Source organism: Acetobacter ghanensis (assembly GCF_001499675.1).
In the GTDB taxonomy this organism is placed as follows: Bacteria; Pseudomonadota; Alphaproteobacteria; order Acetobacterales; family Acetobacteraceae; genus Acetobacter; species Acetobacter ghanensis.
Map to the genome: position 1 here is coordinate 2,535,817 of NZ_LN609302.1, position 26,422 is coordinate 2,562,238.

At 60.4% G+C, this 26,422-nt stretch carries 20 protein-coding genes and 2 pseudogenes; 12 read left to right on the top strand and 10 right to left on the bottom strand.

The window, feature by feature from the left end:
- Positions 1–119 precede the first annotated feature (119 nt).
- Complete coding sequence (locus AGA_RS11785) at positions 120–659, bottom strand: DUF1269 domain-containing protein (RefSeq protein ID WP_059024860.1); 540 nt, start codon at positions 657–659, stop codon at positions 120–122.
- A 215-nt stretch (positions 660–874) separates the two neighbouring features.
- Between AGA_RS11785 and AGA_RS11790 the strand changes: the two genes are divergently transcribed.
- The gene (locus AGA_RS11790) at positions 875–1,273 is read left to right on the top strand and encodes a hypothetical protein (RefSeq protein WP_059024454.1); all 399 of its coding nucleotides are present in this window, start codon (positions 875–877) and stop codon (positions 1,271–1,273) included.
- A gap of 93 nt (positions 1,274–1,366) precedes the next feature.
- On the opposite strand, the gene nhaA is transcribed toward AGA_RS11790, so the two are convergent.
- The 3 genes from nhaA to AGA_RS11805 are packed head-to-tail and all read right to left on the bottom strand — an operon-like array spanning position 1,367 to position 4,192.
- Positions 1,367–2,587, bottom strand: a complete 1,221-nt coding sequence (nhaA, locus tag AGA_RS11795) for a Na+/H+ antiporter NhaA (RefSeq protein WP_059024455.1) — start codon at positions 2,585–2,587, stop codon at positions 1,367–1,369.
- A 57-nt stretch (positions 2,588–2,644) separates the two neighbouring features.
- Positions 2,645–3,253 carry a histidine phosphatase family protein gene (locus AGA_RS11800; RefSeq protein WP_059024456.1) on the bottom strand — a complete coding sequence of 203 codons (609 nt, stop codon included), beginning with the start codon at positions 3,251–3,253 and terminating at the stop codon, positions 2,645–2,647.
- A gap of 6 nt (positions 3,254–3,259) precedes the next feature.
- A complete protein-coding gene (locus AGA_RS11805; protein WP_059024457.1) occupies positions 3,260–4,192 on the bottom strand; it encodes a ribose-phosphate pyrophosphokinase in 933 nt (310 codons plus the stop codon).
- A 660-nt stretch (positions 4,193–4,852) separates the two neighbouring features.
- Here AGA_RS11805 and AGA_RS11810 point away from each other — a divergent pair.
- The 4 genes and pseudogenes from AGA_RS11810 (at position 4,853) to AGA_RS11825 (ending at position 8,299) form a co-directional block, all read left to right on the top strand.
- Positions 4,853–6,316: an MATE family efflux transporter gene (locus AGA_RS11810; RefSeq protein WP_059024458.1), complete on the top strand. Its 1,464-nt coding sequence runs from the start codon at positions 4,853–4,855 to the stop codon at positions 6,314–6,316.
- A 22-nt stretch (positions 6,317–6,338) separates the two neighbouring features.
- The gene (locus tag AGA_RS11815; protein ID WP_059024459.1) at positions 6,339–6,548 is read left to right on the top strand and encodes a hypothetical protein; all 210 of its coding nucleotides are present in this window, start codon (positions 6,339–6,341) and stop codon (positions 6,546–6,548) included.
- A 9-nt stretch (positions 6,549–6,557) separates the two neighbouring features.
- Entirely contained in the window at positions 6,558–7,136 is a 579-nt protein-coding gene (locus AGA_RS11820; RefSeq protein WP_059024460.1) for a YqaA family protein, read from the top strand.
- A gap of 153 nt (positions 7,137–7,289) precedes the next feature.
- A pseudogene (locus AGA_RS11825) lies at positions 7,290–8,299 on the top strand (SDR family oxidoreductase).
- A 48-nt stretch (positions 8,300–8,347) separates the two neighbouring features.
- Here the strand turns inward: AGA_RS11825 and AGA_RS11830 are convergent.
- The 4 genes and pseudogenes from AGA_RS11830 to AGA_RS14345 form a co-directional block, all read right to left on the bottom strand.
- Entirely contained in the window at positions 8,348–10,225 is a 1,878-nt protein-coding gene (locus tag AGA_RS11830) for a Hint domain-containing protein (protein WP_059024461.1), read from the bottom strand.
- A 125-nt stretch (positions 10,226–10,350) separates the two neighbouring features.
- Positions 10,351–11,255, bottom strand: a pseudogene (locus AGA_RS11835) (4-(cytidine 5'-diphospho)-2-C-methyl-D-erythritol kinase).
- Positions 11,252–13,066, bottom strand: coding sequence for a tetratricopeptide repeat protein (locus AGA_RS11840; protein ID WP_231945823.1), 1,815 nt, complete (start codon positions 13,064–13,066; stop codon positions 11,252–11,254). Before AGA_RS11840 ends, AGA_RS11835 begins: the two are co-directional and overlap by 4 nt.
- A gap of 29 nt (positions 13,067–13,095) precedes the next feature.
- Positions 13,096–13,227 carry a hypothetical protein gene (locus AGA_RS14345; protein ID WP_264811874.1) on the bottom strand — a complete coding sequence of 44 codons (132 nt, stop codon included), beginning with the start codon at positions 13,225–13,227 and terminating at the stop codon, positions 13,096–13,098.
- Between the two features lie 38 nt (positions 13,228–13,265).
- Here AGA_RS14345 and AGA_RS11845 point away from each other — a divergent pair, with 38 nt between their 5' ends.
- Complete coding sequence (locus tag AGA_RS11845) at positions 13,266–14,123, top strand: uracil-DNA glycosylase (protein ID WP_194299244.1); 858 nt, start codon at positions 13,266–13,268, stop codon at positions 14,121–14,123.
- A gap of 211 nt (positions 14,124–14,334) precedes the next feature.
- On the top strand, positions 14,335–16,275 hold the full coding sequence (locus AGA_RS11850) for a transglycosylase SLT domain-containing protein (RefSeq protein ID WP_059024464.1): 1,941 nt from the start codon (positions 14,335–14,337) through the stop codon (positions 16,273–16,275).
- 142 nt (positions 16,276–16,417) lie between these two features.
- Here the strand turns inward: AGA_RS11850 and AGA_RS11855 are convergent, their stop codons facing one another.
- Entirely contained in the window at positions 16,418–17,719 is a 1,302-nt protein-coding gene (locus tag AGA_RS11855) for a hemolysin family protein (RefSeq protein ID WP_059024465.1), read from the bottom strand.
- 255 nt (positions 17,720–17,974) lie between these two features.
- Positions 17,975–19,186 carry an adenosyl-hopene transferase HpnH gene (gene hpnH, locus AGA_RS11860; RefSeq protein WP_059024861.1) on the bottom strand — a complete coding sequence of 404 codons (1,212 nt, stop codon included), beginning with the start codon at positions 19,184–19,186 and terminating at the stop codon, positions 17,975–17,977.
- Positions 19,187–19,623: 437 nt separating this feature from the next.
- On the opposite strand from hpnH, the gene dxs reads away from it, so the two are divergent.
- From dxs to hpnK, 5 genes are all read left to right on the top strand, one after another.
- A complete protein-coding gene (dxs, locus tag AGA_RS11865; protein WP_059024466.1) occupies positions 19,624–21,666 on the top strand; it encodes a 1-deoxy-D-xylulose-5-phosphate synthase in 2,043 nt (680 codons plus the stop codon).
- A 2-nt stretch (positions 21,667–21,668) separates the two neighbouring features.
- On the top strand, positions 21,669–22,322 hold the full coding sequence (locus AGA_RS11870; protein WP_059024467.1) for an ABC transporter substrate-binding protein: 654 nt from the start codon (positions 21,669–21,671) through the stop codon (positions 22,320–22,322).
- Between the two features lie 74 nt (positions 22,323–22,396).
- Positions 22,397–23,572 carry a bacteriohopanetetrol glucosamine biosynthesis glycosyltransferase HpnI gene (hpnI, locus tag AGA_RS11875; protein ID WP_059024468.1) on the top strand — a complete coding sequence of 392 codons (1,176 nt, stop codon included), beginning with the start codon at positions 22,397–22,399 and terminating at the stop codon, positions 23,570–23,572.
- A 143-nt stretch (positions 23,573–23,715) separates the two neighbouring features.
- On the top strand, positions 23,716–25,143 hold the full coding sequence (gene hpnJ / locus AGA_RS11880; protein ID WP_172793745.1) for a hopanoid biosynthesis associated radical SAM protein HpnJ: 1,428 nt from the start codon (positions 23,716–23,718) through the stop codon (positions 25,141–25,143).
- A gap of 122 nt (positions 25,144–25,265) precedes the next feature.
- On the top strand, positions 25,266–26,120 hold the full coding sequence (hpnK, locus tag AGA_RS11885; protein ID WP_059024862.1) for a hopanoid biosynthesis-associated protein HpnK: 855 nt from the start codon (positions 25,266–25,268) through the stop codon (positions 26,118–26,120).
- Positions 26,121–26,422 lie beyond the last annotated feature (302 nt).

Genomic DNA, 26,422 nt, shown 5'->3' on the forward strand with positions numbered 1-26,422 from the left:
ACACAACGCTCCGCCGCATAAAGTCTGCTCCAGCTCTACGCGGTGCTCCCAACGGGGCACAAAAAAGGGCTGGCAGACCTATGCCTGCCAGCCCCTTCATAACCACCTGTAACGGCTGTTCAGGCCGTTGGCTGCGCAGCGGTGGACGTATCGCCCAATGCGGCTTTGAGCTTTGTTTCCGCCTCGGGGGAGAGGGACGTCTGAAGAATGCGGGCGTGGCCCTTGAACTGCTGCATGTCGGCCAGCACTTTTTCCGGCTGGGACTTGCGCACCAGCACAAACAGGGCGGATGTGTTGGGCGGAATGGTGTCGCTCAGTTTGGTAATAAACCCGTCATCAATCCCGTAATCGGACATTTTGCCTGCCAGTGCCCCAGCCCCGGCGCCAACGGCGCTACCAATCACAAATCCGGCCAGCGGGTTAAGGCACAGCAACCCAACCACAGCACCCCAGAACCCGCCCGAGAACAGCCCCCAGGATGCCCCTGCCTTTTCCAAATTCACGCTCTGGTGCAGGTGCACCTTGCCGTTGGCATCCCGCGTGACCACAACGGCGTCTTCCAGATCCAGCAGATATTCCTTCTGGAGTGCGCGGCATTCCGTCAGCACCTTGGTGGCGTCATCAATATGGTCAAAGCCCAGAACGATCAGATCAGACATGGTATTTCCTTCTCTTGCGCCCTGCTCCCCAACGGAACCAGCAGCGTAATGCCCATTAATGTAGGGAGCAGCCAAAACCTTTGCCAGAGCCACCCGCACAAGGCTGCCCACACAGAAGGGCCAGATGTGTTTTATTTTTAATGTTCGTGCCCGCAACTCTGCCACCCTGCGGCCCGTTGCACCTGTATCTCCTTTTCAACGACAGGGGGCTTCCAATGACATTCCTTCACTCCGTCACCAATGCCATCACGCATGTTGGGGACTTCATCACCGGGGCGACGTTGGACAGGTCCGGCCTGTTAACCGCCCTGAACGAAGTGCTTGGCCCAGTGCCACGGCCAGACCAGCCCAGTAAGCTGGAAAAACGTGCACAGGCCATGGGCATGACCGACACAATCCGCCGTTGGCAGAGCGCGCCCAACAGCGCACCCGCAACGGAAGAAGAAGTGCGCGGGTTCTTTTTGCAGGAAGAACTGGACTGGTTTTCCGAACAGACGGGTCTGTCTGATCTGGCTACCATGAAAATGATCCGCCGGATGCTGCCGCAATGCGTCAGACTCCGCGCCTTGCATGACCCGTCACTCTTTTCTCAGCCCCCCAGAACGCGGGTATGAGGGCGTTGGCGGACTGCACACGGTGTGTGGTGGCCACACGGTTTTGCCCCCACACCGTGCCTGCTTGCACAGGCCGTTGGACATAGTCTACCGCTACTGAACACCAGCCTGTTGTGGCGGAAGCACGTTGCGCCCATGCAGGAAACGCAGCCATAGCCACCCCATAATAGCGGACAGCACCGACCCAGAAAAAATCCCTATCTTGGCTGATGTAACAAGCCATGTTTCCGAAAACGCCAAATTGGCAATAAACAGGCTGATTGTAAAACCGATACCGCAGAGTAGCGAGAGACCAAACAGCATGGACATGGGTGTTTGGGCTGGCAATGTGGTGATCTTCAGTCTGGTGCACAAAACTGTCGCACCAAAAACGCCCGCAGGTTTACCAATAACCAACCCGGCCATAATCCCCAGCGGAACAGCCTCCAGCATCATGCCTGCATGAACCCCTGCCAGCGAGACACCCACATTCATAAAACCAAAAAGCGGCAGAACCACCCATGTCACAAAAGGGGACAAGGCTGCTGAGGCCCGTGCGAGGGGGCTGGCCTGTGCGGCATCCTTTCCATGTGTCGTGGCGGGCAGGCACAGACCCGTGACCATGCCAGCCAGTGTTGGGTGCAGGCCCGAAGCCAGAAGTGCGCCCCACAGCAAAGCGCAGCCAAGGCCATACCCCCTTAGGGTTCTCACCCCTACCCTGTTTGCACCAATCAGAGCGATTGAGGCCAGCAGAGCTGCCACCATGGCAGGCCAGTACGGGGCACTACCGTAAAACAGGGCAATCACCACAATGCCCAGCACATCATCAAAAATGGCAAGGGCCATCAGCCAGATTCTGGCACCGGGCGAGACATGCCGCCCAAGGGCAAGAATAATGGGCAATGTAAACGCGGCATCGGTTGCAACAGGAATGGCCCAGCCACGCATGGCTTCGGAGTGCCCGTATGTAACCAGCAGGTACAGCAGCGCAGGCACGACCATGCCCCCCAGCGCACCAATAAGCGGCAGGGCAATACGCCGGAGTGATGAGAGATGACCGGAGACGATTTCGGTCTTGATTTCGAGAATGACCACCAGAAAAAACAGGGTCATCAACCCATCAGAAACCCATGCTTCCAGAGTTTCCGGCCCGTGAGCACCAAGGATGGAAAGCCGCATGGGGGTTGTTATCAACGCAGCATAGCCCGCCGCCCATGCCGAATTTGCCAGAACAAGCCCGGCAAGAGAGGCCAGCAGAAGAGCCGTTGCCCCACCAGCGGGAGAGAGTAAAAATCGCCGGATGGATGCAGCCTGTATGCCAGAAGGGTCAGTCATTCACTCTTGTTGAATGAGACCAGCTCGGCACGCAAGCCAGTCACGCCCAAAACGGACTTAGCGCGAAAGGGGGAGTTCGGTCAGGGTCCAGCCCGCCTGCCCGTTATGCTCAGCACTTAGGGGAATGGCGTTGGGCAGGCGCACATTGGCCGGTAATGCCATAACCGCACGCAAAGCGCGGAACAGCGCACCATGCGCTACAATGAGGGGCAGCCCCTCTGGCGCAGTCGCCCGGTTGACTGCCTGCGCCGCCCGGCTTTTGAGCTCCGCAAACGGCTCTGCTCCCGGTGGGGTGTATTGCTCGGCAATCCAGTCATCATACCAGTCGGCAATCGGCTGGCCTTCCTGCTCCCCAAAGCAAACCTCGGCCAGCCCATCATCCACACTCAGCGGCAAAAGGGGCAGGCCGTGGGCTGCCAGTTCGTCCCGCACAATGGATGCGGTCTTATGGGCGCGCTCCAGAGGCGAGCAGACAATACGGGTAATGCTACTCCCCTGCCCTGCCGCACGCACGGCCTGTTCAATCAGCCGACCAGCCTCCACCGCCTGTTCAATACCGGTCTCGTTCAAGGGCACATCTGTGCGCCCTTGCGAAAGACCAGCCCGGTTCCAGTCCGTCTGACCGTGACGCAGATACCAGTAAGGGCGGGGGAGAAGCTGGCTCATGACACCTCAGTCAAACAGGGAGGACACGGAGCTTTCGTCCGCCACGGCACGCATGGCGCGGGCCAGCAGACCGGAAATGGTGATCTGGCGGATATTGGACGCTGCCGTAACGGCTTCCGTTGCCTTGATGCTGTCCGTCAGGGTCAGCATTTCAATCGGAGAATCGGCAATACGGGGAACAGCCTGCCCGGTCAGCACACCGTGGGTCACATACGCCCCAACGGAGGCCGCACCCTGTTCGGCAATGGCGCGGGCCGCGTTGCACAGCGAGCCGCCACTATCCACAATATCGTCCACCAGCAGGCAGTGGCGTCCCTTAACATCCCCGATCACGTTCATGACCTCGGACACACCAGCGCGTTCACGCCGCTTGTCAATAATGGCCAGATCTGTGTTCAGGCGCTGGGCCAACTGGCGCGCACGCACAACCCCACCCACATCGGGGGAGACAATCATCAGGTCACGGTCCCCATACTGTGCATGAATATCGCGCACAAACAGCGGAGCAGCGTACAGGTTATCAACCGGAATATCGAAGAAGCCCTGAATCTGCATGGCGTGCAGGTCCAGTGTCAGCACACGGCTTGCCCCGGCTTCTACCAGAAGGTTGGCAACCAGCTTAGCGCTAATGGGGGTGCGTGGCCCGGACTTGCGGTCCTGACGGGCATACCCAAAATACGGAATAACCGCAGTAATGCGTTTGGCCGACCCGCGACGCAGGGCGTCCAGCATGATCAGCAGTTCCATCAGGTTGTCATTCGTGGGCGTGCAGGTGCTCTGGATGACAAAGACATCCTCACCACGCACGTTTTCATGAATTTCAACAAACACTTCCATGTCCGCAAAGCGGCGCACGGTTACGTTACACAGGGGCAGGTTCAGCTCTGCGGCAACGGCCTGGGCCAGTGGCAGGTTGCTGTTACAGGCGACGATTTTCATGACAAGGACGGTTCCCGGCCTCAGCTGTTACACGAATTAGGAAGGAAGGCTGCAGCGAGGGGGGTTTAGCAACCACACGCCCTATTGTCATCCATCCTTCGGGCCTGCGGGGGCATATGGCGGGTTAGCGTGTCTTAAAAGCCGCGCATCCCCCGCATATGGCCTATCCATTACTTGCGCAAACCTGCCGCTTTCTCTAAGGGGGAGCGTTACGACCAAGCACGGCCCATGCCTATACCGCTTGGTCGCAGCGTCTTACCATTTATGGGGCGACCTTACGGTTTTACCCCCAGCATCTGGCACAAAACAGCAGGGTATTATGTGTTTTCCGCCCTGGCAACATGGCTGGGGCATGGCCAGACCAGCCCTGCACCGCGATAATTCACCGGTAAAGCGCCACCTTGCACGGCACAGGGCGCAGGTGGGCACTCCATACGCGGTACGCATAGCAGGTCGCAGTACACAGCATAACGCATCCCCCGCCCCTTACGCGCAAATATCGCCTCCTCCGGCGCGGACTGCCCCAAAAATCAGCCTTGCCATGCGGTTTAATCCACGCACAGGTTATTCGCAGCGCCGCAAGGACATGACATACTGCCCCACCTTAACAGTCCGTCCACGCGTACCCCTACGCAGGAAGCCAGCCCCAACGGAGCCAGCATGATCCGGCCCTCTTCGCCCGGTAGCCGCCCCAAAGCCTGTTTTACAACAGGCAGCATCATGCGGCATGTGCTGGTTATGGCCGGAACCGGGGCCATTGGGCTTATGGCCGTGTTTGCGGTTGATATGCTCAACATGATCTATATCAGCCACCTCAACAACACGGCCATGACCGCCGCCATAGGCTTTGCCAGTGCTGTTATTGGCCTACAGATTGCCATTTCCATCGGGCTGACCATTGGCATAAGTGCGGCCACAGCGCGCGAGATCGGGGCAGGCAGGCACGAGGAGGCCCGGTGCCTTGCCTCCTCCGCCATGATTGTCATGGCCGGTGTAACCGGGATTCTGGGCCTTGCCACGGCACTGGCCGCCACTCCCATACTCAGTCTGTTTGGCGCACAGGGGCAAACCCTGACCGAGGCCACAGCCTATTTGCGCACCCTGAGCGTGGCGCTGCCCCTGATTTGCGTGGGCATGGGCTGCTCCGCCCTTATGCGGGTTGTGGGGGATGCCAAAGGCTCCATGCACATTACCCTTATGGGGGCCATGGTGGCCGCCGTGCTGGACCCGCTGTTTATTTTTGGCCTGCATGAGGGGCTTATGGGGGCGGCCATCAGTTCCATCCTGTCCCGTCTGGTTGTGGCTGGGGCCGGGCTGCGTGGGGCTTTGCGGCACAGTATGCTTGCCCGCCCCTGCCTGCACCGCATTGTGCCCGACACCCGCCGGGTTGCTGGCATATCGCTCCCCGCCATACTGACCAATCTGGCAACGCCTGCCGGGGGCGTTTACGTCACACGGGCCATGTCCGGCTTTGGGCTGGAAGCCGTGGCCGGGCAGGCCTCCATTGAGCGTATGGTGCCGGTTCTGTTCTCGCTCGTGTTTGCCTTAACGGGTTCTGTTGGCCCCATTATGGGCCAGAATCTGGGCGCAGGCCGCCCCGACCGTGTGCGTGAAACACTGGTGGCCGCCCTTAAGCTGGTCGTGCTGAGTGTGGGGCTAACATGGGGCGCCCTCTATTTTGCACAGAATCTGATTATTGCCATGTATAATGCACAGGGTAACGCCGCGGCCCTCCTGCACCTGTTCTGCACATGGACCATTGGCAGCTATCTGTTTGTGGGCATGTTGTTTGTGGCCAATGCCGCATTCAACAACCTTGGCTTTCCACTTTACTCCACCGCCTTTAACTGGGGGCGGGCGACGCTGGGAACCATTCCGTTTGTTCTGCTGTGCGCGCGCTTTGGCCCGCAGGGGGTACAGGTGGGCCAAGCTATAGGCGCGGTGCTGTTTGGCTCATTTGCCGTCTTGACTGCTTTCCATGTCACGCGAACACTAACAGCTGTTCCCGTGCCGCGCCCTCCGGCGCCGGAACTCCGGAGCACGCCAGTTTCCGACGTGCCAACCACAAGTGCAGAAGCCGCCATGGCGGAACTGGACGAAGTGGAAAGTGCCTCCGACCTTTAACCGAGGGAACAGGAATACGCACATGTCCAAGCTGACCACGGAAGAACGCAACGCCCTGCCCGACAGCGCCTTTGCCCTGCCCGGCCGCCGTTACCCCATACCAGACGCCACCCATGCCCGCGATGCCCTTGCCCGTGCGAGCGAAATGCTGCATCGGGGCAACCTGACACAGGCTGAATACGACCTGATCCACAGCAAAGCCGAAGACGTGCTACGCAGAGAACGACTGTAACTGACAAGAATGCTCGACAAACTTTACGCCCGCGTTCTGCGGCACGCCGCCAGCCCACATGCCCCGTTATGGCTGGCGGCACTGGCTTTTGCTGAGGCCAGCTTTTTCCCCCTCCCGCCCGAAACGCTGCTGGTCCCCATGGTACTGGCCCAAAAGGACAAGGCATGGCGTTATGCCGCCATCTGCACCATGGCAAGCGTTGCCGGTGGCCTGCTGGGCTGGCTGATTGGCGCACTCCTGCTGGATACACTGGCCAAGCCCATTGTACATTTTTACCATGCCGAACACACGCTGGCCGCGCTGCAGGACAAATTCCGCCAGTGGGGGGTATGGATCATCCTGTTCAAGGGGCTAACACCCATCCCCTACAAGTTTGTCACCATTGCCAGCGGCATGGCCCACTTTGCCATTGTCCCCTTCCTCTGCGCCAGCCTTGTCACACGCGGGCTGCGCTTTGCGCTGGTGGCGGGCCTGCTCAAACGGTTTGGCCCCGCCATACAGGGATTTCTGGAAAACCGGCTGCCATTGGTTACAGGCGCTTTTGCCTTACTGCTGCTTGGCGGTTTTCTGGCCCTGCGCTACCTGTAAACACAGCATAAGGCCAAGCCGGAGCCACCTGCACACACAAGGCAGGACCGCTCTGGCGCGCCTTGCACTCCTTCCCCTGCTCGCGCAGGTAGGAAAACATCGTTTCAACCACGCATCCACACCATCACAACCAACGCGGGAGGCACAACAGGCATGGCAACTCAGATTGCGGTCATTACGGGAGCAGGGTCGGGTATTGGCCGTGCGGCAGCCCGTGCGCTGGGGCGCGCAGGGTTTGACGTCGCTCTGCTTGGGCGTGACAAGGCACGCCTGGAGGCCACGGCGCAGAACCTGGCCCAGCACTCCATCCGCACTCTGGTTGTGAGCGTGGATGTAACCGACGCGCAGGCCGTGCAGGATGCCGCTGACCATATTGAGGCAGAACTGGGCCCCATTTCCGTCTGGGCCAACTGTGCTGGTGCTACGGTTGTGGGGCAGGTTGCCGCGTTAACCGCGCAGGACATCCAGCGCGCAACGCAGGTAACCTACCTTGGCAGCGTTAATGGCACACTGGCGGCACTGAATGTGATGCGGCGCAGAGGGCAAGGGGCTATCATCAACCTTGATCTGGCCCCCACCCTGCGCGACCTGCCCCTGCAAGCGGCAGAAAATGGGTCCCGCGCAGCGTTGCGAGCCTTCTGCAATAGCCTGAGAACAGAGCTGCGCCACGATGCGGACCATATTCGCGTTGTTATGGTGGATCTGCCCGCCATTAACACCCCGCATTACAACTGGACCCGCAACCTGACCGGCAAGCGCCTCAAACCCTTTGGTCCTGTCTATGAGCCTGAAGTGGCGGCGGAGGCTATCTGCCGGGCGGCCTTTACTACCAGCCGCTCCATTTCCATTGGCTGGGCCAACAGCTTTGCGGCGCTGTGGCGCTTTGCTGGCCCCGGCTGCCGGGAGGCCCATCTGGCCGACCGGGGTTACAAAGCCCAGATGAGCCATGACTGGGGCAGACGGCCCCCAGCCCAGATGACCTGTACGAACCCGTACCCGGCGCTTACGGGTCCGAAGGTCCGTTTGAGGCCAAGGCCCGCAGGCTGAACAGCCCGTTTACGGTTTTTGTCTCATCCGGTCTGCGGGCCAGCCTGTTTGGTGCGTTGGCCGCCATGGGGCTGAGCGCGGTTTTTAACCATATCCGCCAGTGCCATAAGTCCTGATCCCGCTTTAAATGTGGGGGGCATTTTATTCCCCCCATACCAGCAGGGTCAGGCGCGCAGCTTGTCCGCTTCCACCCTCTCGGGTTGATCCACCTTATAAGGACCGGCTGCAAGGACCTGAATGGTCAGCAGCCCCATCTGACCCTCTTTCATGCCTTTAAGCGGCAACTCGGCATAGCCGGAGGTCCAGCGGCTAGCCCCAGCGGCCTCCACCGTATGCCAGCCGGACCATGCAGCCCCTTCGGCCTTAAGGTGCTGGGTCTGCGCTACATGGCGGCCGCCGCTAAACAGGGTTATGCCTCCAATGGATACCCCCAGCACACGCCGGTCATCGACATAAGGGCCAATGACCCCGGATGGCTTACAGGTGCGTGAGGCCAGAAAAACTTTTTCCACCCCTGCTGGCAGCATGTAAAAAAACTTGTCTCCATCCCGCCGCAGCAGCCGAACGCGCTGCCCCTTGTCCGTAACCAAAAACAACTCCGGGTCCATGCTCAGTGGGGGCGCATCCACACGGGGCCTGCAACCGGGCACACCGGGACTCCGCTCCTGCAACCGGGCAAAAGCCTCTGCCAACACCTGTTGCCCGCCAAGCTGGGGGAGCACTTCCTTTTCCCACACATGCGGGGCGGCATGGCCAATGCGCAGCATATCCCCACCCCACACAGGATTCTGCCTGTGGTCCTGCGCCAGATAACACTCCGTTGGCACACCCTCGGCTACCAGCACTGCGTGAGTTTCTGTTTGTACAAGTGTGTAATTGTAAGCAGTAATACTGTGGTCATAGAAAATACTGCCACCATTAACCAGCGTCCGTACGGGCACAAACTGCCCGTCATGCAGCACACTATGGTGGGGAGTAAGCAGCAGATCCCGCTCCGGCCGGTTTGGCCCCAGCGCGTGCCGCAAAACCCGGATGGGGTAACCTGCCTCTTCCTCCGGCAACGCGGGCCGGACCTGCACATGCCCACGCTCAACCCACAAAAGGCGTTGTGTGGTTGTTCCTCCCTGAGTCCACACATCCACAAGACTGCCGGTCTGGAGTGTGTCCAACATGACCTCGCTCCGGCCAATGTTCAGATGTGTGCCCTCAATAAAGCAGGCTTTTGTGCGGGCCTGTGTTCTATCCTCTGCGACACGGAGCGGGTGCAGGGTATCCGCCACCCGGTATTCCCCCGCCGCCAGCACTGCGTCGTGGGCCAGTTCCACCGTAAACCGCCCAACTTCCGCGTTGTCCGCCCCATGCAGCACAATCGTCCGGCAGGAGCCGCTGGCCGTAATATGGTACGCCGCAACAGGCTGGCTGGCGTGGCGGACCTCAATCATGGTCTGTTCGGGGTTGTAATCCAAAATCGCGGTACCAGACAGGTCAAACACCCTGTGGTCCGCGTTGACGACCAGCGTGCCACCCCCGGCCCCAAAGCGCACCGTGGCGCCACACAGCACATCGGCCGCACCCGTGCCGCAGGTAAACACGCCGCCATAGGCAATATCCAGCACCACACCATTCAGCGTTGCATCAGGTTCCGCTGGCGCAAACATGGCGCAGCCCCCCACAACATGTACGCACAGGCCAGCGGGTACGCCCAGCGCAACACCCAACACGGCATTGCCCCCAATATAAAATGCGCTACCCGACGGCACGTGCCCTGTGGCCGGGCCTATGCCAAATGTTGCCTGTACCCCCGGCGGCACAATGTAAGTGCCCCCTGCCGGAGCGGGAACAACACAAGGGCCACCCTGTTCGTCCAGCAACACGTTTCCATTTGTGCACGCCCCAAAAATGGCCGGATGAATGACACCATCATAAATCCGTGCGCCATCGGGGGCCGTGATGGCCACATGGTACCCATCCCGCACACCCAGAAACCCCTGATGGTCCGTGATCTGGTAAGTGACACCGTTTGTGTTGACGTAATGCGCCATACCCCGACACCTCCCCTTTTGAGAAATACACATGAAGGTGAAGGCATAATGACCGAATTATAAAAATTAGTTAATGAATTTTTATAGATAATACGCGTTGACGATAAATTAACCCTATGGGCTGGTTAAACCAGCCCGCCACCCCACACCCACCATGCCGGGTGCGCGTCTTCCAGCCTGTCGGCCGCCTGCCGTGCGGCCTGCGGTGTGGCAAAGATGCCAAAACACGTTGCGCCAGACCCACTCATCCGGGCCAGCACGCATCCATCCTGCCCGGCAATATCGGCCAGCACATGGCCCACTGGGGGGCATACCACACAGGCTGGCTCTTCCAGACTATTGCCCTGCTGTTTCAAAAACGTCACCACATCCGCAAGGCTGGACCAGCCATCGGGCATGGTGGCACGCGGCAGAAAATCACCCTCCCGGCGGCGAAACACTTCCGGCGTGGACACAGCCTGCCCGCAGTTCACCAACACCATGCCGCATTCCGGCAGGTGGGGGGCCGGAGTCAGGTTTTCACCAATACCTTCCATACGGGTGGTCTGGCTTAACAGGCAGACCGGCACATCTGCACCCAGTGTTTCTGCCACTTTAAGCAGGTCCGCCCGGCTGGCCTGCACGTTCCATGCCCGGTCAAGCAGACGCAGGGCGGCTGCGGCATCGGCCGAGCCACCACCAATGCCAGACGCCACAGGCAGCTTTTTTCCAGCACCAGCCGGCCACCCTGCACATGCGCCTGCGTGCCGCACAGTTCCTGCAAGGCCCGTGCGGCTTTGAGCACAAGATTATCCGCCCCGGCGGCCGAGGAATCCAGCGCACGGCCGAACCGCCCCGTAATCTCCAGTTGCAGAGGAGTGGGGCCGGGCTGGTAGTGCAGCACGTCTCCCGCGCCAGCAAACACCACTAGACTATCCAGCAGGTGGTACCCATCTGCCCGCCGACCTGTGACATGCAGGTACAGATTGACCTTGGCGGGCGCGGCCTCTGTGAATGCAAAGGTGGAAACGTCCAATGCTGCAACAGTCACGGCGTATGTTTTCCTTGTTCCTGAGCGGGTTGAGCAGGCGCGGCCTGCCCGGTTGTCTGGGGTGTTGGGGTTACACCCGCTTTCTGTAACGCAGTGCGAATAAGAGCTTCATCCGCGGGGCTTGGGTGCAGGCCAAGCGCAACATTCCACTGGTCCACCGCCTCGGCCTTGCGGCCCACACGCCAGTAGGCCTCACCCAGATGATAATTCACCTCCGGGTCCTCTGGCGTCTGCTCGGCTGCTTTTTCCAGCAGGGGAATACCACCGGCCAAATCGCCCTGCTCCACACGCACCCAGCCCAGACTGTCTGTTATGGCGGCATCCTGCCCGTCCAGCTCATGAGCCTTGCGTAAGAGTTTTTCGGCTTCCTTCAGGTCTTCATGCTGTTCGACCATGCCGTAACCCAAAAAGTTGAGAAGGAGCGGCTCATCCGGCGCGTAAGCCAGCGCGGCGCGGGTGTCGCTCTTGGCGTGTTCCCAGTCCCCCGCCTCGTGGTAGGCCATGCCGCGCAGGAACAGGAGCGTCCAGTCCGGCGTCTTCTGCGCATTGGCCAGATCAATCGCACGGGTATAGGCCGCTATGGCGCCGTTCCAGTCTTTTGTCTGGCTCAGCGCATTGCCCAGTGCACGTTCAATAACAATTTGCCCCGGCGCCTGCTGGGCCAGATGCTGCAACAGGGGAATGGCGTCTGCCGGGTGGTCGTTGGTGGTTTCCAGCACGGCCAAACGCAATGTTGCTACAATGGCCAGCGGGTCCTGCGGAGGTACACGCACCAGTGTTTCCCGCGCAGCGTCAAAATGCTGCTCATCGTCCTGAATTTCAGCCAGCATCAGGCGGGCATCAACCAGTGTAGGGTCCATGGACAGGGCAAAGCCCAGCATCAGGCGGGCAGCCTCATTAAACTGGTAAAGGTTCAGGGCCGCGCCTTCGGCCCCTCCACCCTGCTGTGCCTGCTCGTGGGCTTGCTGACGCAGCAAAAAAGCCGTCAGCACATAAGCGCGGGCAATGCCCTCCCGCGCGGATGTAACAGGGTAATGGCTGATATTGGCCTGCAACGCTGGACCAGCCAGCCCCAGAATGGAGTCTGTTTCCACCAGTTTACGAATAATGGTGCGCGCTTTGTCCTGCTGCCCGTGGTTCCACAACCATGCTGCATAGGAGCGGGTTAGCAGCATGTCATAACCCGGCATACTCTTCTGCGCCTGCTCAAACAGAGCGCCAGCTTTATCGGACAGGCCAGAAACCTGCGCAATAATGGCGGCGTGCAGGGCATTAAACGGCATAAGCACGGAGCTTTGGGCGTGCAGCAGACTGTCTATTGCCACATCTGCATGACCCTGCGCCTGCTGGCACCACGCCAACAGCAAAGGCATGATCAGATGGGCCATGGGGTCGGCCCCCGCGCGGTGGTAATACTGCACCGCATCGGGCCATGCGCCACGGGTTGCGGCGTCATTCCCCAGAACCAGTGCTGAGATAACGCTGCGGTCCTCGGGGGTTTTGTCCACCAGCCGCGCCAGTTCCACTGCCTGCGGGTCCCCCGCCATAACGTTCCGCACAAAGGCCTGCCGCAACAGGTCCATGTTTGCCGGGTCTGCCTGCAATGCGGTGCGGAAGGCCTGCGCGGCCTCCAGATCATCCCCCAGACGCACGGCTACGATGCCACGCAGGAAGGCTTCCGAATCGACACGCCCTTTGGCGGTCTGGTCAACCGGACCATCTTTATGGTGCAGAACGTGAGCAGGCTCGGGTACGGAGGCAAGGGCGGGCGCCACCAGCATTGTGGCGGACAACAGGAAAACCGTAGGCATAAGGCGACAAAACAGCATAAGAACCCTATTCAAGCTGAGGCGGCAGCACCGGGTTGCCGCGGCAGCCGCCCCACACCTGCCAGCATAGCGGAGAGGAACGACATGAACGGCTGGCTTTTCTCTACCGCGCTCATGCCAAACCGCCAAACCATCCGCGCCATATTCTGCTCCACCCCCTGCTTGTGATACGGTCGGGATAATGCAAGACGCCCTCTCCCTGCTCCGCCTCTATACTGAATGGGGCGTGGATACCGCCGTTACCGACAACGCCACGGACCACCGTCTGGCGGAGGCAGGGGCATTCCGGCTTCCGCCTGTGCGTGAGCAGGGCAGACGCACCGGGCAGCCACAGCCCGCAACCGCTCCTTTACAACACTCCCCAGCACCCGCCACCCCTCCTGCCGTCCAGCGGCCCACCCCGCCCCCACTGGTGGAAGGCGGCATTGCCAGCCTGAGCGAGTCCGTGGCCCTTGCCCAGCAGGTTGCGGCACAGGCCACCACCCCGGACGCCCTGCGCAGCGCCATGGAGCAGTTTGACACATGCTCGCTGCGTGGCACCGCCATGCACACTCTGGCGCCGTCCGGCCCGTTCAACGCACCGCTCATGCTCATAGGTGACGCCCCGGATGCGGATGAGGACCGGAGCGGGCAAGTCTTTGCCGGTCTGTGCGGCACTCTGCTAGACACGCTACTGGCCCCGCTCCCGCTGGAACGCGGCCAACTGGCCCTGAGCACCGCGCTCCCGTGGCGCCCGCCCGGTGGCCGCCCCCCGTCCGAGGCGGAACAACGCATCTGCCTGCCGTTTCTCCAACGCGCGATTACCTTGTTCGCGCCCCGCCGTGTGCTGCTATGCGGCCGCCTGCCCGCCACCATGCTGCTGGGCAAGGACGCCACGCTCCCCAAGCGGGACTGGGGGACGCTGACCCTACCCAATGGTCCAACCCTGCCTGTGCTGGTCATGCGGCACCCACTCCAGCTTCGGGCCTCCCCCACCGCCCGCAGGGAGATATGGCAGACGTTGATGATGGTGATGAAAACACTGCGAGACACACCATAAAGCAACCACAACCACGCCTGTAATAACCTCATACCTGTCACAAAGAATTACAGCATGAAATAACGCCAAATACCTTGGGAAAACAAAGAACTCCGCAAGGAACAACCGGCGCGTTACGGCAAACTTCGTAACGGTTTCTGAAACACGCCAACCAATGTTTACACAGAGTAAACTTGCTTTTTGCGCACAAAACGCCTAGACCCCGCCAGCCATGCGAGCGATAGGTCAAATTCCTCATCAGATCGCGGCAAAAGCCTTTTTGGCTGGTGCCGCTCTTTTGGCCAGCGCTTCCGTCAACACGACGAGAGCCCACGCCAGTTCCCCGGACCACGGGGCAGAACCGCACAGCGAAGAGCTGGCGATGGTTTTGCCGCGCCGGGCTTTTCCGGAAGGTGATGATCTCACCCTACCCAGGCCACTTCCACCGGATGTGGCAACCCATATCCGCTCCATTATCCGACTTCAGCGCATGGGTGCGTTTGCCGAGGCCATCAGCAGCACCACCCATCTGACCGATTCACTGCTGCTGGGCGAGGTAGAGGCCAACCGCTACCTCAACCCAAGCTACCACCCCAGCGCGACAGAACTGCGCAACTGGCTGAAGCAATACACCAGCTACGCGGATGCACCGGCTGTGTGGGCCCGTCTTGCGGCCCTGCCTGACCGGGGTGGGCCCATGCCCGCTGCCCCTTCCACCGAGCATCTGGCCCCCGAACACGCGGCCCTTGCAGCAGGGCCGTTGCAGGAATTCACCCGCAACCCCATGCTGGACCGCACTTTGCGCGAACGCACAACATGGGGCCTTAAAGGTGTGCATAGCGCCCTGCACCTCATCAGCATTACACCGGGCATGACCCCGGCCTATGCCGCCCAGTTGCAGGCGGAAACGGCACAGGCCATGCTGGCTGCGGGGGAAACAGACCTTGCGCTGGACATAAGCCGGACGGCCAACACCGTCTCCCACGGGCAGAATGCGCTGGCAGGCTACGTGACCGGGCTGGCCCTGTGGCAGAAGCAGGCTTACAGCGAAGCGACCGAGTTTTTTGAGCGTGCCTCCCACGCCCCGCGCGCCACGCCGGAAATGCGGGCTGCAAACGCCTTCTGGGCCGCCCGCACGTACGAAAAGACCAACAACCCCCATAACCACCGCTTGTGGCTCCAACATGCGGCTACCTTCCCGCGCACGTTTTACGGGCTTCTGGCCAGCAACATGCTGCGCACGGGTAGCGGCACGCCACACAAGCTGAGCGAACGCCACGGCCTTGCCAGCTTTGCTCCGCTGGAAAGCTCGGGCAATGCCAGCCAGAGCGCGGCCTCCGCGCCGGTTCTGACAGAAATTGACCTGGAGGCCGTGGGGAACACCAATGTCGGCCGCCGCGTCTTTGCCCTGCTACAGGTCGGGGAGCCAGAAATGGCGGAGAACGCCATGCGCCGTGCATGGCCCAGCCTGCACGATGTAACATTGGCCCGCTCCTTCCAACTGGTAGCCGATGCCGCCGGGCTGCATGACCTTGCGCGGGAGATGGAAGACTCCCTGCAAAGTCAGGCCACCACCGCACAAAACATGGATGATGCGCCACTCCCGCAGCTCCGGCCCCGCAACGGCTTTACCATGGACCCAGCACTGGTTTATGCGCTGGCCCGTGTGGAATCCAACTTTGACGCGCGTGCCGTATCCGGTGCAGGCGCACATGGGCTGATGCAGATCCGCCCCATAACGGCTGACTTTGTAACCAGCGCATCTGCCTCCAACCCCAACCACCGGTTCGAGCGCTCGGCCTCAGCTCTGCATGACCCCAGCCTCAATCTGGAAATCGGGCAGCGCTATGTGCAGTATCTGGCCAAGCTGACCCAGCAGGCCAACCATACGGAAGCACGGGGCGGAGACATTATCCGCCTGCTGGCCAGCTACAACGCAGGCCCCAACGCTCTGGCACACTGGGAAAATCTGGCAGCCTCCTCCGATGACCCGCTCTTGTTCATGGAGCTGCTGCCAAACCAGGAAACCCGGAACTACGTGCACCGGACCCTGACCTACCTGTGGCGCTATGCCGCCAAGATGAAGCTCCCAGCGCCCTCCCTGAGCGCTCTGGCGCAAGGCACATGGCCCGACTTTGCGGATGAAACCGCACTGGCCAGCACCCTGCACTAACGAGCCCGGCCTATTCCCCGGCATCCGTACCCTCGCAAGGGGCAACGCAACCGGGGCCGTTAATACCAAAAAGGGGCGCAGCTTTGGCTGCGCCCCTTTTTGTCTTCTCCACTCTGCCCCGCCCAGCGAGGCAAAGAGCCTGTTAGTTCTCCGCCAGAGCCTGACGGCTAGCCCGAACGCGGGCCACACGCCGCCCCTCCACTTCCAGCACCTCAAACAGCCACCCATCGTAAGCGACCTTGTCCCCGGCCGCAGGCACACGCCGCAGCAGGGCCAGCAACAGGCCACCCAACGTATGGTAGCTCCCCTCTTCTGGCAGGGAGCGCAAGCCCAGCATGTCCTTAATTTCATCCACTGAGGCCGTGCCTTCCAGCACAATAACCGCATCCGGGGCGGGCACATTGGCCGCATGGTGGCTGGACTGGGGCTGCTCGTGCGAGGTCTCGCCCACAATGGCGTCAAACAGGTCGGCTGGTGTCACCACACCTTCAAACGCGCCATATTCGTCCAGCACAAAGGCCATGCCCAAGGAGATGCTGCGCATCCGTTCCAGCATATCCAGCGCGGAAATACTGTCCGGCACGACAACCATCGGCCGCATCCCCGCCTCTATGGACACGGGCATACCCTCCAGCACCCGGTCCAGCATATCCTTGGCCAGAATGACCCCTACGGGGTTATCCACCCCTCCTTCGCACACCACGATGCGGGCATAGCTGGTCTGCTTGAGCAGTTGCACCAGCGCCTCGCGCCCGGCATGGCGGTCTATCCAGCACAGTTCATTTCTGGGCGTCATAATGGCCCGTACAGGGCGGTCCGCCAGACGCAGCAGCCGTTCAATCATGCTGCGCTCCTCGTGCTCCAGCACGCCCAGACGGGCGCCCTCGGCAATGTAGGCTTTCAGCTCCTCTTCCGTCAGGCTCTGGTTAACCGCATCACTCGCCCCCATCAGCCGCAGCACCATGTTGGAGGACGCCCGCAGCAGCATGACCACGGGGCCGGTCACCTTGGCCAGCAGTTCCAGCGGCATAGCCAGACGGGCCGCCATTTTTTCCGGCTCACGCAGGGCCAACTGCTTGGGCACCAGTTCCCCCAGCACCAGCATAATGGCGGTAATGAAGACCACCACCACGATCATGGAAATCTGGGAGGCAAAAGGCCGCAGAACAGCAAACTGCTCCAGAATGGGGGTCAGATGTGCCTCAACCTGCACCCCGCCAAACGTCCCCTCCAGAATGGAAACCAGCGTCATACCCACCTGCACCGTGGGCAGAAAAATCTGGGGGTCTTCGGCCAACCGCATAGCCCGGTCCGCACCGCGCACGCCGTTTTCCTGCAACTGGGCCAAACGCGGTTTGCGAACGGAAATAAGAGCCAGTTCCCCCATGGCGAACACCGCGTTGAGGATAACCAGAAAGAAAATAATAAGAATGGAAAGTGCCATGGATAAAACCAACACGCCTTTTGCTGTAGCGGGCTTTGCACAACAAAAGCCCCGCCGTGCAGGATAGGGGATGATCCGGCGTGAGACCAGCGCCGAACATGCGACCCTCCCTACCCGCCATGTCCATGCGGGCAGTGTATGCCTGCCCATCCAATAAAGCGGACCAAATTGGTATTCTTTTTCCGGCAGGCACAAAAAAACGGCCCCCGAGGGGGCCGTTCCTTGTCGCACAAAACCGATTCGCTATAGGGCGAATCAGTCAGCCGCAGTGCTTTCGGCCGGTGCAGCGGCCTTGGGGGCCTCATCATTAGCACCTTCGGTACGCACCACCTTAACGCGCGGAGCCTTGGCAGGCTTGCGGGCTGCAATGGCGTCCATCTGCTCTTCAACCTGCTTGGAGAACACGTACTGAGCAGGACGCTGGTTAGCCAGCGAGATTTCCGGCGCCATCGGTTTTTCGGTTTCGGGGCCAAACAGCGCGACCTTGGCAATGTGCCAGGGGCGGCGAACGGCATCCATTACGGCGGTGGATTCATAACCGGAATGCACCATGCAGTCGGCGCATTTTTCGTAGTTACCGGTGCCGTAATCGTCCCACTTCGTGTCTTCCATCAGCTCACGGAAAGACTTGGCGTAGCCTTCACCCAGCAGGTAGCACGGGCGCTGCCAGCCAAACACGTTACGCAGGGGCTTGCCCCACGGCGTGCAGTGGTACTGCTCGTTACCGGCAAGGAAGTTGAGGAAGAGCGGAGACTGCGTAAACCGCCACTTCTTGCCCTTGCCCAGACGGAACACATCGCGGAAGAGCTGCTTGGTTTTCTGCCGGTTGAGGAAGTGCGCCTGATCGGGTGCACGCTCGTAGGCATAGCCCGGTGCGGTCATGATCCCGTCCACGCCCATGGCCATCACTTCATCAAAGAAGTTGGCCATACGCTGGGGGTCTGCCCCATCGAACACGGTGCAGTTGATGGACACGCGGAAACCGCGCGCCTTGGCCTTTTTAATGGCGGCAACTGCGCGTTCGTACACCCCGTCCTGACAGACGGAGGCATCGTGCATGGTCTTGTCGCCATCCAGATGCACATCCCACGAGAAGAAAGGGGATGGTTCGTAATCGTCCATCTTCTTTTCAAGAAGCAGGGCGTTCGTGCACAGGTAGACGTACTTCTTGCGCGCGATCAGCCCACGGATGATTTCGGGCATTTCCTTGTGCAGCAGCGGTTCCCCGCCGGCTACGGCAATAACTGGTGCGCCTGCTTCCGCATCCGCATCCAGACATTCCTGCACGGTCATGCGCTGGTTGAGAATAGCCGCTGGGTAATCGATTTTTCCGCAGCCTGCACAGGCCAGGTTGCAGCGAAAAAGCGGCTCAAGCATGAGCACCAGCGGATAGCGCTTGCGCCCCGTAATATGCTGTTTGACAACGTAACTGCCGACCCTGACGGCCTGCATTATCGGTACGGCCATAAACCCCCGCTTTGGCGCATCCACTTAACGCCTGTATCGTGACTGGTAGTAAGACAAGTCAGTATTGAGTATGTCCATAAAGCGCGCGACCGGACCTGCTGCCTGCCTGGCCTGCTACTCCACCCGTGGACTGTTAGAAGGAGCAACAGGCGCGGAACATGTATAGCCACGCGTGTATGAGGTATTCGCCTGCATATAGGTGGCCTCGTTTGTCAAGCTCAAGTCTTTTTCGCTACCTGTTGCAAAAAAGACACAATCAGCAGCGAGTTTTGTTTCCGTGCTTGCGTTCTTTCACAAAACATTAAACCAAACCCCATTGGTTCGCGATGTCTGTCGGCATGTTAACGCGATGTAAGGCACGCCGGGGAACAGCATACCCTGCCTGAAAAAGGCAGTTATGTGCCGTTTTCCGCTAAAAAGAAGATGGAAACAATCGCATGGACAGTTCTAAAAACCAGAACGCCGCGTCACCGATTCCCACTTTTGGCCGTTTTCCTGCGCTGGATCGTGTTCGGGTTCCTGCGGACCTGCGCAACCTGTCTGTTGAGCAGCTCAAGCAGCTTGCGGACGAACTGCGGGCCGAAACTGTGGACGCGGTCTCCACCACCGGGGGGCACCTTGGGGCCTCGCTTGGTGTTGTGGAGCTGACCGTAGCCCTGCACGCGGTGTTCGACACGCCCGATGACCGGGTGATCTGGGATGTGGGCCATCAGGCCTACCCGCACAAGATTCTGACCGGACGGCGCGAGCGCATCCGCACCCTGCGCCAGCCGGGTGGGCTGTCGGGCTTTACCCGCCGCTCCGAGAGCGAATACGACCCGTTTGGCGCGGCCCATTCCTCCACGTCCATTTCCGCAGGGCTTGGCATGGCGGTGGCGCACCACCTGCGTGCCGAGGATGACCCCTCCTACCGTGAACGCAATGTGATTGCGGTGATCGGCGATGGCTCCATCTCTGCCGGCATGGCGTATGAGGCCATGAACAACGCCGCAGTGGCCGGGCCGGGCGCTGAACGCCTGATCGTGATCCTCAACGATAACGAGATGTCCATTGCTCCGCCGGTCGGGGCCATGTCCAACTACCTCTCGCGCCTCATGTCGTCGCGCAAATTCATGGAACTGCGCGAACTGGCGGGTAAATTCGTCAAGAAGCTGCCCGCTCCGGTGGAACGCACCGCCCGCAAGGCGGACGAATACGCCCGCGGCATGATTACCGGCGGCACACTGTTCGAGGAGCTGGGCTTTTACTACGTTGGCCCGGTAGACGGGCACGACCTGCCGCAGCTGGTCAATATCCTGCGCAACCTGCGCGATACGGATAAAGGCCCCATCCTGCTGCATGTGATTACGGAAAAAGGCCACGGCTACCGCCCGGCAGAAAACGCGGGCGACAAATACCACGCCGTAGCCAAGTTCAACGTCATTACCGGTGAGCAGAAGAAAGGCCCCGCAGGCCCGCCCAGCTACACCTCGGTGTTTGCGCGTGAACTTGTCCGCCGTGCCCAGACCGACAAGCGCCTGACCGCGGTTACCGCCGCCATGCCGTCCGGCACCGGGCTGGATGCGTTTGCCAAGAACTACCCCGACCGCTTTTTTGACGTAGGCATTGCCGAGCAGCACGCCGTAACCTTTGCCGCTGGTATGGCGACCGAAGGGCTGCGTCCGTTCTGCGCCATTTACTCCACCTTCCTCCAGCGTGCGTATGACCAGGTCATGCACGATGTGGTGTTGCAGAACCTGCCGGTTCGCTTTGCCATTGACCGTGCCGGTCTGGTTGGGGCCGATGGCGCCACCCATGCCGGGTCGTTCGATATTGCCTATCTGGGCTGCCTGCCGGGCATGACCATCATGGCCCCTTCGGACGAGCTGGAACTGCTGCATATGACAGCCACAGCCATTGAGTTTGATGAAGGCCCGATTGCCCTGCGTTACCCGCGTGGCAACGGGCTGGGTCTGGACCTGCCTGCCGAAGGGCAGGTGCTGGAAATTGGCAAGGGCCGCATTATCCGCGAGATGGGTCGCCAGTTTGGGGCAGAAACGGGTGGCATTGCCATTCTCTCGCTCGGGCCAAGGCTTGGCGCGTGCCTGAAGGCCGCCGACATGCTGGCGGCTCAGGGGCTGCCGCCCACGGTGGCGGATGCCCGCTTTGCCAAGCCGATTGACACCGCCCTGCTGGAAAATCTGGCCCGCAACCATGCGGTGCTGATTACCATTGAGGAAGGGTCCGAAGGTGGGTTTGCCACACAGGTCTGCCACCATCTGGCGCGCACCGGTCTGCTGGATCAGGTCCGATTCCGCCCGATGACCCTGCCCGACCGCTTTATCGACCACAACACGCAGGACGCGCAGTATGACGAGGCCGGGCTCTCCGCTCCACACATCGTCGCAACCGCTCTTAACGCACTGGGTGTGAGCGCTACGGGCATCGGAGACATGCTCGAAGCAACCTTGTCAAACCGCTCAACCGGGACAAAATCGTAAGCATGAAACGTATTTCTTTACGCGCAGGGCTTGTGCTTGGCATGAGCATGGCGCTCCTTCCCGTGGTTGGGGCTGGCGTGTCCGCCCCGGCTGCTTTTGCTCAATCCGCTCCGAACAGCCCGGTTATTGCACCCGTGCAGACGCTCTACAAAGCGCTGGACCAGATCGTGCAGTCCCACGGCAGCTTTGCAGAGCGTAGCCAGATTGTGGCGGCCGCTGTTGACCAGTCCTATAATCTGGAAGCGGTGCTCAAGGCCTCCATCGGCCCGCGCTACGCTGGGCTGAGCGCTGACGAGAAGCAGAAACTGCTTGTCGCGTTCAAGGACTATACGGTTGCGCGCTATGTCAGCAACTTCAAGCCCGGTGCGGACGTCAAGTTCACCATCCAGCCCACCGTGACTGACGCCCCTATTGGCGGTAACAAAATTGTGGTCACCGACCTTGGCGCGAGCGATGGCTCAACCCCGACCGAAGTCAGCTACATCATGAACAATGCTGGCGGGTCATGGAAAATTGTGGACGTGCTGCTGAGCGATGCCCGCATCAGCCAGACGGCCGCCCAGCGCGCGGACTTTAGCTCCACGCTCACCTCTGGTGGTGTTTCTGGCCTTATCAGCGTTCTTGAACGCAAGGCTCAGGCCTACTCCAAAGGCTAAAGGAACAGGACAAGGCGCGTGCGGCAACGCAAACAGACACCAATCCCCATTACGGGGCGCATAATGGTTGGGGCATGGTAGCGGTTTTTCCGATTCTGGCAGCTGCCAGCGCGCTTCTTTCTGTTACCGGCTGTATACAGTCCTCGCTGGGGGCTGGTCTGCTGGCACGCTTCCGCCGCAATGAGCGGCGGCCAGTGGTGCTGGGCAGCACCCCCCCGGTGAGTGTGCTCAAGCCTCTATACGGGTCCGAACCCCTGCTGGAAGAAGCGTTGGAAAGCTTCTGCACGCAGGACTACCCCCAGATGCAAATCCTGTTTGGTGTGCGCGATGCGGATGACCCCGCCATTGCCGTGGTGCGCCGCTTGCAGGAACGCCACCCGCATCTGGATATGGAGCTTGTGGTTGACCCCGCCCTGCACGGGCTTAACCGCAAGATCAGCAACCTGATGAATATTCTGCCCAAGGCGCGGCACGATATTCTGGTTATTTCCGATTCCGACATCCATGTGCGGCCGGACTACTTGCGCCACATTGTCTCGGCCCTGCACCAGCCCAATACCGGGCTTGTCACCACCCTGTATGCGGGCCTACCCGCCAGTGGCTCCATTGTGCAGATGCTGGCGGCCTGCCAGATCAACCACAACTTTCTACCCGGCGTCATGCTTTCCCGCTATCTGGGGCGGCAGGACTGTTTAGGGGCCACCATGGCCCTGCGGCGCCAAACGCTGGATGAGGTAGGCGGGCTGGAAGCCCTTCTACCCCATGTTGCGGATGACGCCCTGCTTGGCAGGCTTGTCCGGCAGACAGGCATGAACATTGCCATTGCCGAATGCATGACATGGACCACCATTGCCGAGTCCAGCCTTGGCGAGCTGCTCCGGCATGAGCTGCGCTGGGGCCGCACGGTGTGCACACTGGCGCCAGCGGGCTATGCGGCTTCCTCCATCCAGCTTCCGCTGTTCTGGGCCTCTCTGGTTGTGCTTTTTCAGCCACACGCGGCATGGAGTTTGCCATTCTTCTGGGGCATATGGGCCATGCGTGCCCTTACATCCCTGCTGATTGACCGCGCCGTGGGCGCTCGCGCACTGTGGCCGCTGCTGCTGCTCCCCCTGCGGGACTGGCTGTCTGCCGCCATTATGGTAGGGAGCGCAAGCGGTACGGAGGTCCACTGGCGGGGGCAGACCATGCACATAGCACCCCACCCGCCAGCGGCACCTGCCCCGGTGCGCAGCCTCTCCCCCGGCCCATAGCGAACGCACGCAAAGGCTTGCCTTCTTCATATGCGCCAGAGTAATTGCCTAAACCAAAGCAGACGGAAGTCCTTGAACCAGCATTTATGCCGGAGCTTACCGTTGGACCCCACCGTTCTACGCCCTTGTCAGGATAGAAACCGATGACGATGAGAACCCTTTTTCTCCAGCCGCCAACTTTTGATGGTTTTGATGGCGGCGCAGGCTCGCGCTATCAGGCACGCCGTGAAATCAAATCTTTCTGGTATCCGACATGGCTGGCCCAACCTGCCGCTCTGGTCGAAGGCAGCCGCCTGATTGACGCGCCGCCCGCCAACATGGGCATGGAGCCCATTCTGGAAGACGTGAAGAACCGCGATCTGGTGGTACTGCACACCTCCACCCCGTCCTTTGCCAAGGACGTGCAGGTGGCCCAGATGCTCAAGGACGTTAACCCGAACCTGAAGATTGGTATGGTTGGCGCCAAAGTGGCCGTTCAGCCGGAAGAAAGCCTGCTCAAGGGTGCGCCCATCGACTTTGTTGCCCGCAATGAATTTGATTACACGATCAAGGACATTGCCGACGGCATGGACTTCAAGGACGTGGACGGCATTACGTGGCGCAACAAGAATGGCGAAATTGTCGCCAACCGCGACCGCGCCATGATCGAAGACATGGACTCCCTGCCCTTCGTGACCGAAGTGTACAAGCGTGACCTGCGGATTGAAGATTACTTCATCGGCTACCTCATGCACCCGTACATCTCCATCTACACGGGCCGTGGCTGCAAATCGCGCTGCACGTTCTGCCTGTGGCCGCAGACCGTGGGTGGCCACCGTTACCGCACCCGCAGCCCGCAGCATGTGGCAGCCGAAATCCGTCTGGCCATGCAGTACTTCCCGCAGGTCAAGGAATTCTTCTTTGACGATGACACCTTCACCGATGATCTGCCGCGTGCGGAAGCCATTGCCCGCGAACTGGGCAAGCTGGGTGTAACCTGGTCCTGCAACGCCAAGGCCAACGTCCCCTATGACACGCTGAAAGTCCTGCGTGACAACGGCCTGCGCCTGCTGCTGGTTGGTTACGAAAGCGGCAACCAGCAGATCCTGCACAACATCAAAAAAGGTATGCGCGTTGAAGTGGCGCGTGAGTTCACCAAGAACTGCCACGAACTCGGGATCAAGATCCACGGCACCTTTATTCTGGGTCTGCCGGGCGAAACGAAGGAAACCATTCAGGAAACCATTCGCTTCGCGCAGGAAATCAACCCGCACACGTTGCAGGTATCCCTTGCTGCTCCGTACCCCGGCACGGCACTGTTCAAGGAAGCCACGGAAAACGGCTGGCTGGACGAAAGCAACGCCGAGCTGCTGGACGAAAACGGCGTGCAGATTGCACCGCTGCACTACCCGCACCTCTCGCACACCGAAATCTTCAACAGCGTGGAAGAATTCTACAAGAAGTTCTACTTCCGCGCTCCCAAGATTGCGTCCATCGTTGGGGAAATGGTGCGTTCGCCCCAGATGATGAAGCGCCGCCTGCGCGAAGGTGTGGAGTTCTTCCAGTTCCTTAAAGGCCGCAAGGCTGCCTGATCTGGCATAATCTACGGCGCTGGGTGGGGGTGGCGCATAAGTCCCCCACCCAGAACAGCCATGACAGCCCCCGCCCGCCGGTGTTAGACACAGGCAAAGCTTACCAAGGGGCCGCCAGAACCATGAAACGCGCCATTATTTCCGCCGATGATTTCGGCATGTCGGTTGAAGTGAACGAGGCCATTGAACAGGCCCACGTAAACGGCGTGCTCTCAACCGCAAGCCTTATGGTTTCCGGCCCCGCTGCGCAGGATGCGGTGGAACGGGCCAAACGCCTGCCCTCCCTAAATGTTGGCCTGCATCTGGTGGTTATTGAAGGACCATCGGTTCTGCCCCACAACCGCCTGCCGCTGATTACTGGCGATAATGGCTGGTTCTCCTCCTCCCAACTTGGGCTAGGCGTGGACTATTTTTTTCGCCCTGAAGGACGGCGGGAGCTGGAAGCCGAAATTACCGCCCAGTTCGAAGCCTTCAGCCGTACGGGGCTAGCGTTGGACCACGCCAACGCCCACAAGCACATGCACCTGCACCCGACCGTGGGTAAGCTGATGATCGGCATTGGCAAAGGCTACGGGCTGAACGCCGTGCGCGTGCCGCTGGAACCCCCTAAACCGCTCTACGCCGCGGGAACCTATACAGACACGCTGGGCGATGCGGCCCTGCGCCGCTGGACCGCCCTGCTGCGGCATCAGGCCCACGCGGCGGGCATGGCCACCAATGACTGGTGCTTTGGTCTGGCATGGAGCGGGCATATGACCACAGAGCGGATGGCGGCCCTTGCGGCGCACCTGCCCGATGGGGTGTCCGAAATCTATTTCCACCCCGCTACCCACAAGAACCCCATGCTGGAAAAGCTGATGCCGACCTACGAGCACGAGGCCGAATTTCAGGCGCTCTGCTCACCGGGCTTTCGCAAGGGGCTGGAACACGCAGGGGCGCAACTCTGCGGCTGGCAGGATATAGCACGGAGTGCATAGCAACCACGCCCATGTTGCAAATTTATCGTTATAACAAAAATTTGCATTCATATTTTTCTAAAATGCTCATTTTTGGTCGTTTTGGGTAATAATATTTCAAACCCTCCCTTGACCGGGCATTTCCCTTCATGCTCCTGATGGCAGACCGACAACAACAAAAACAATGACGGTCTGCCCCATGGTCGCACATTCTGCCCACCGGAATATCCGCCTCCGGTCTTATGCCGCCCGACCCAGTACGCTCTGGTGCGGACTCTACCCTGCGCCTGCTGCCACGGTTGTTCTGACCGTCTGAACATCAG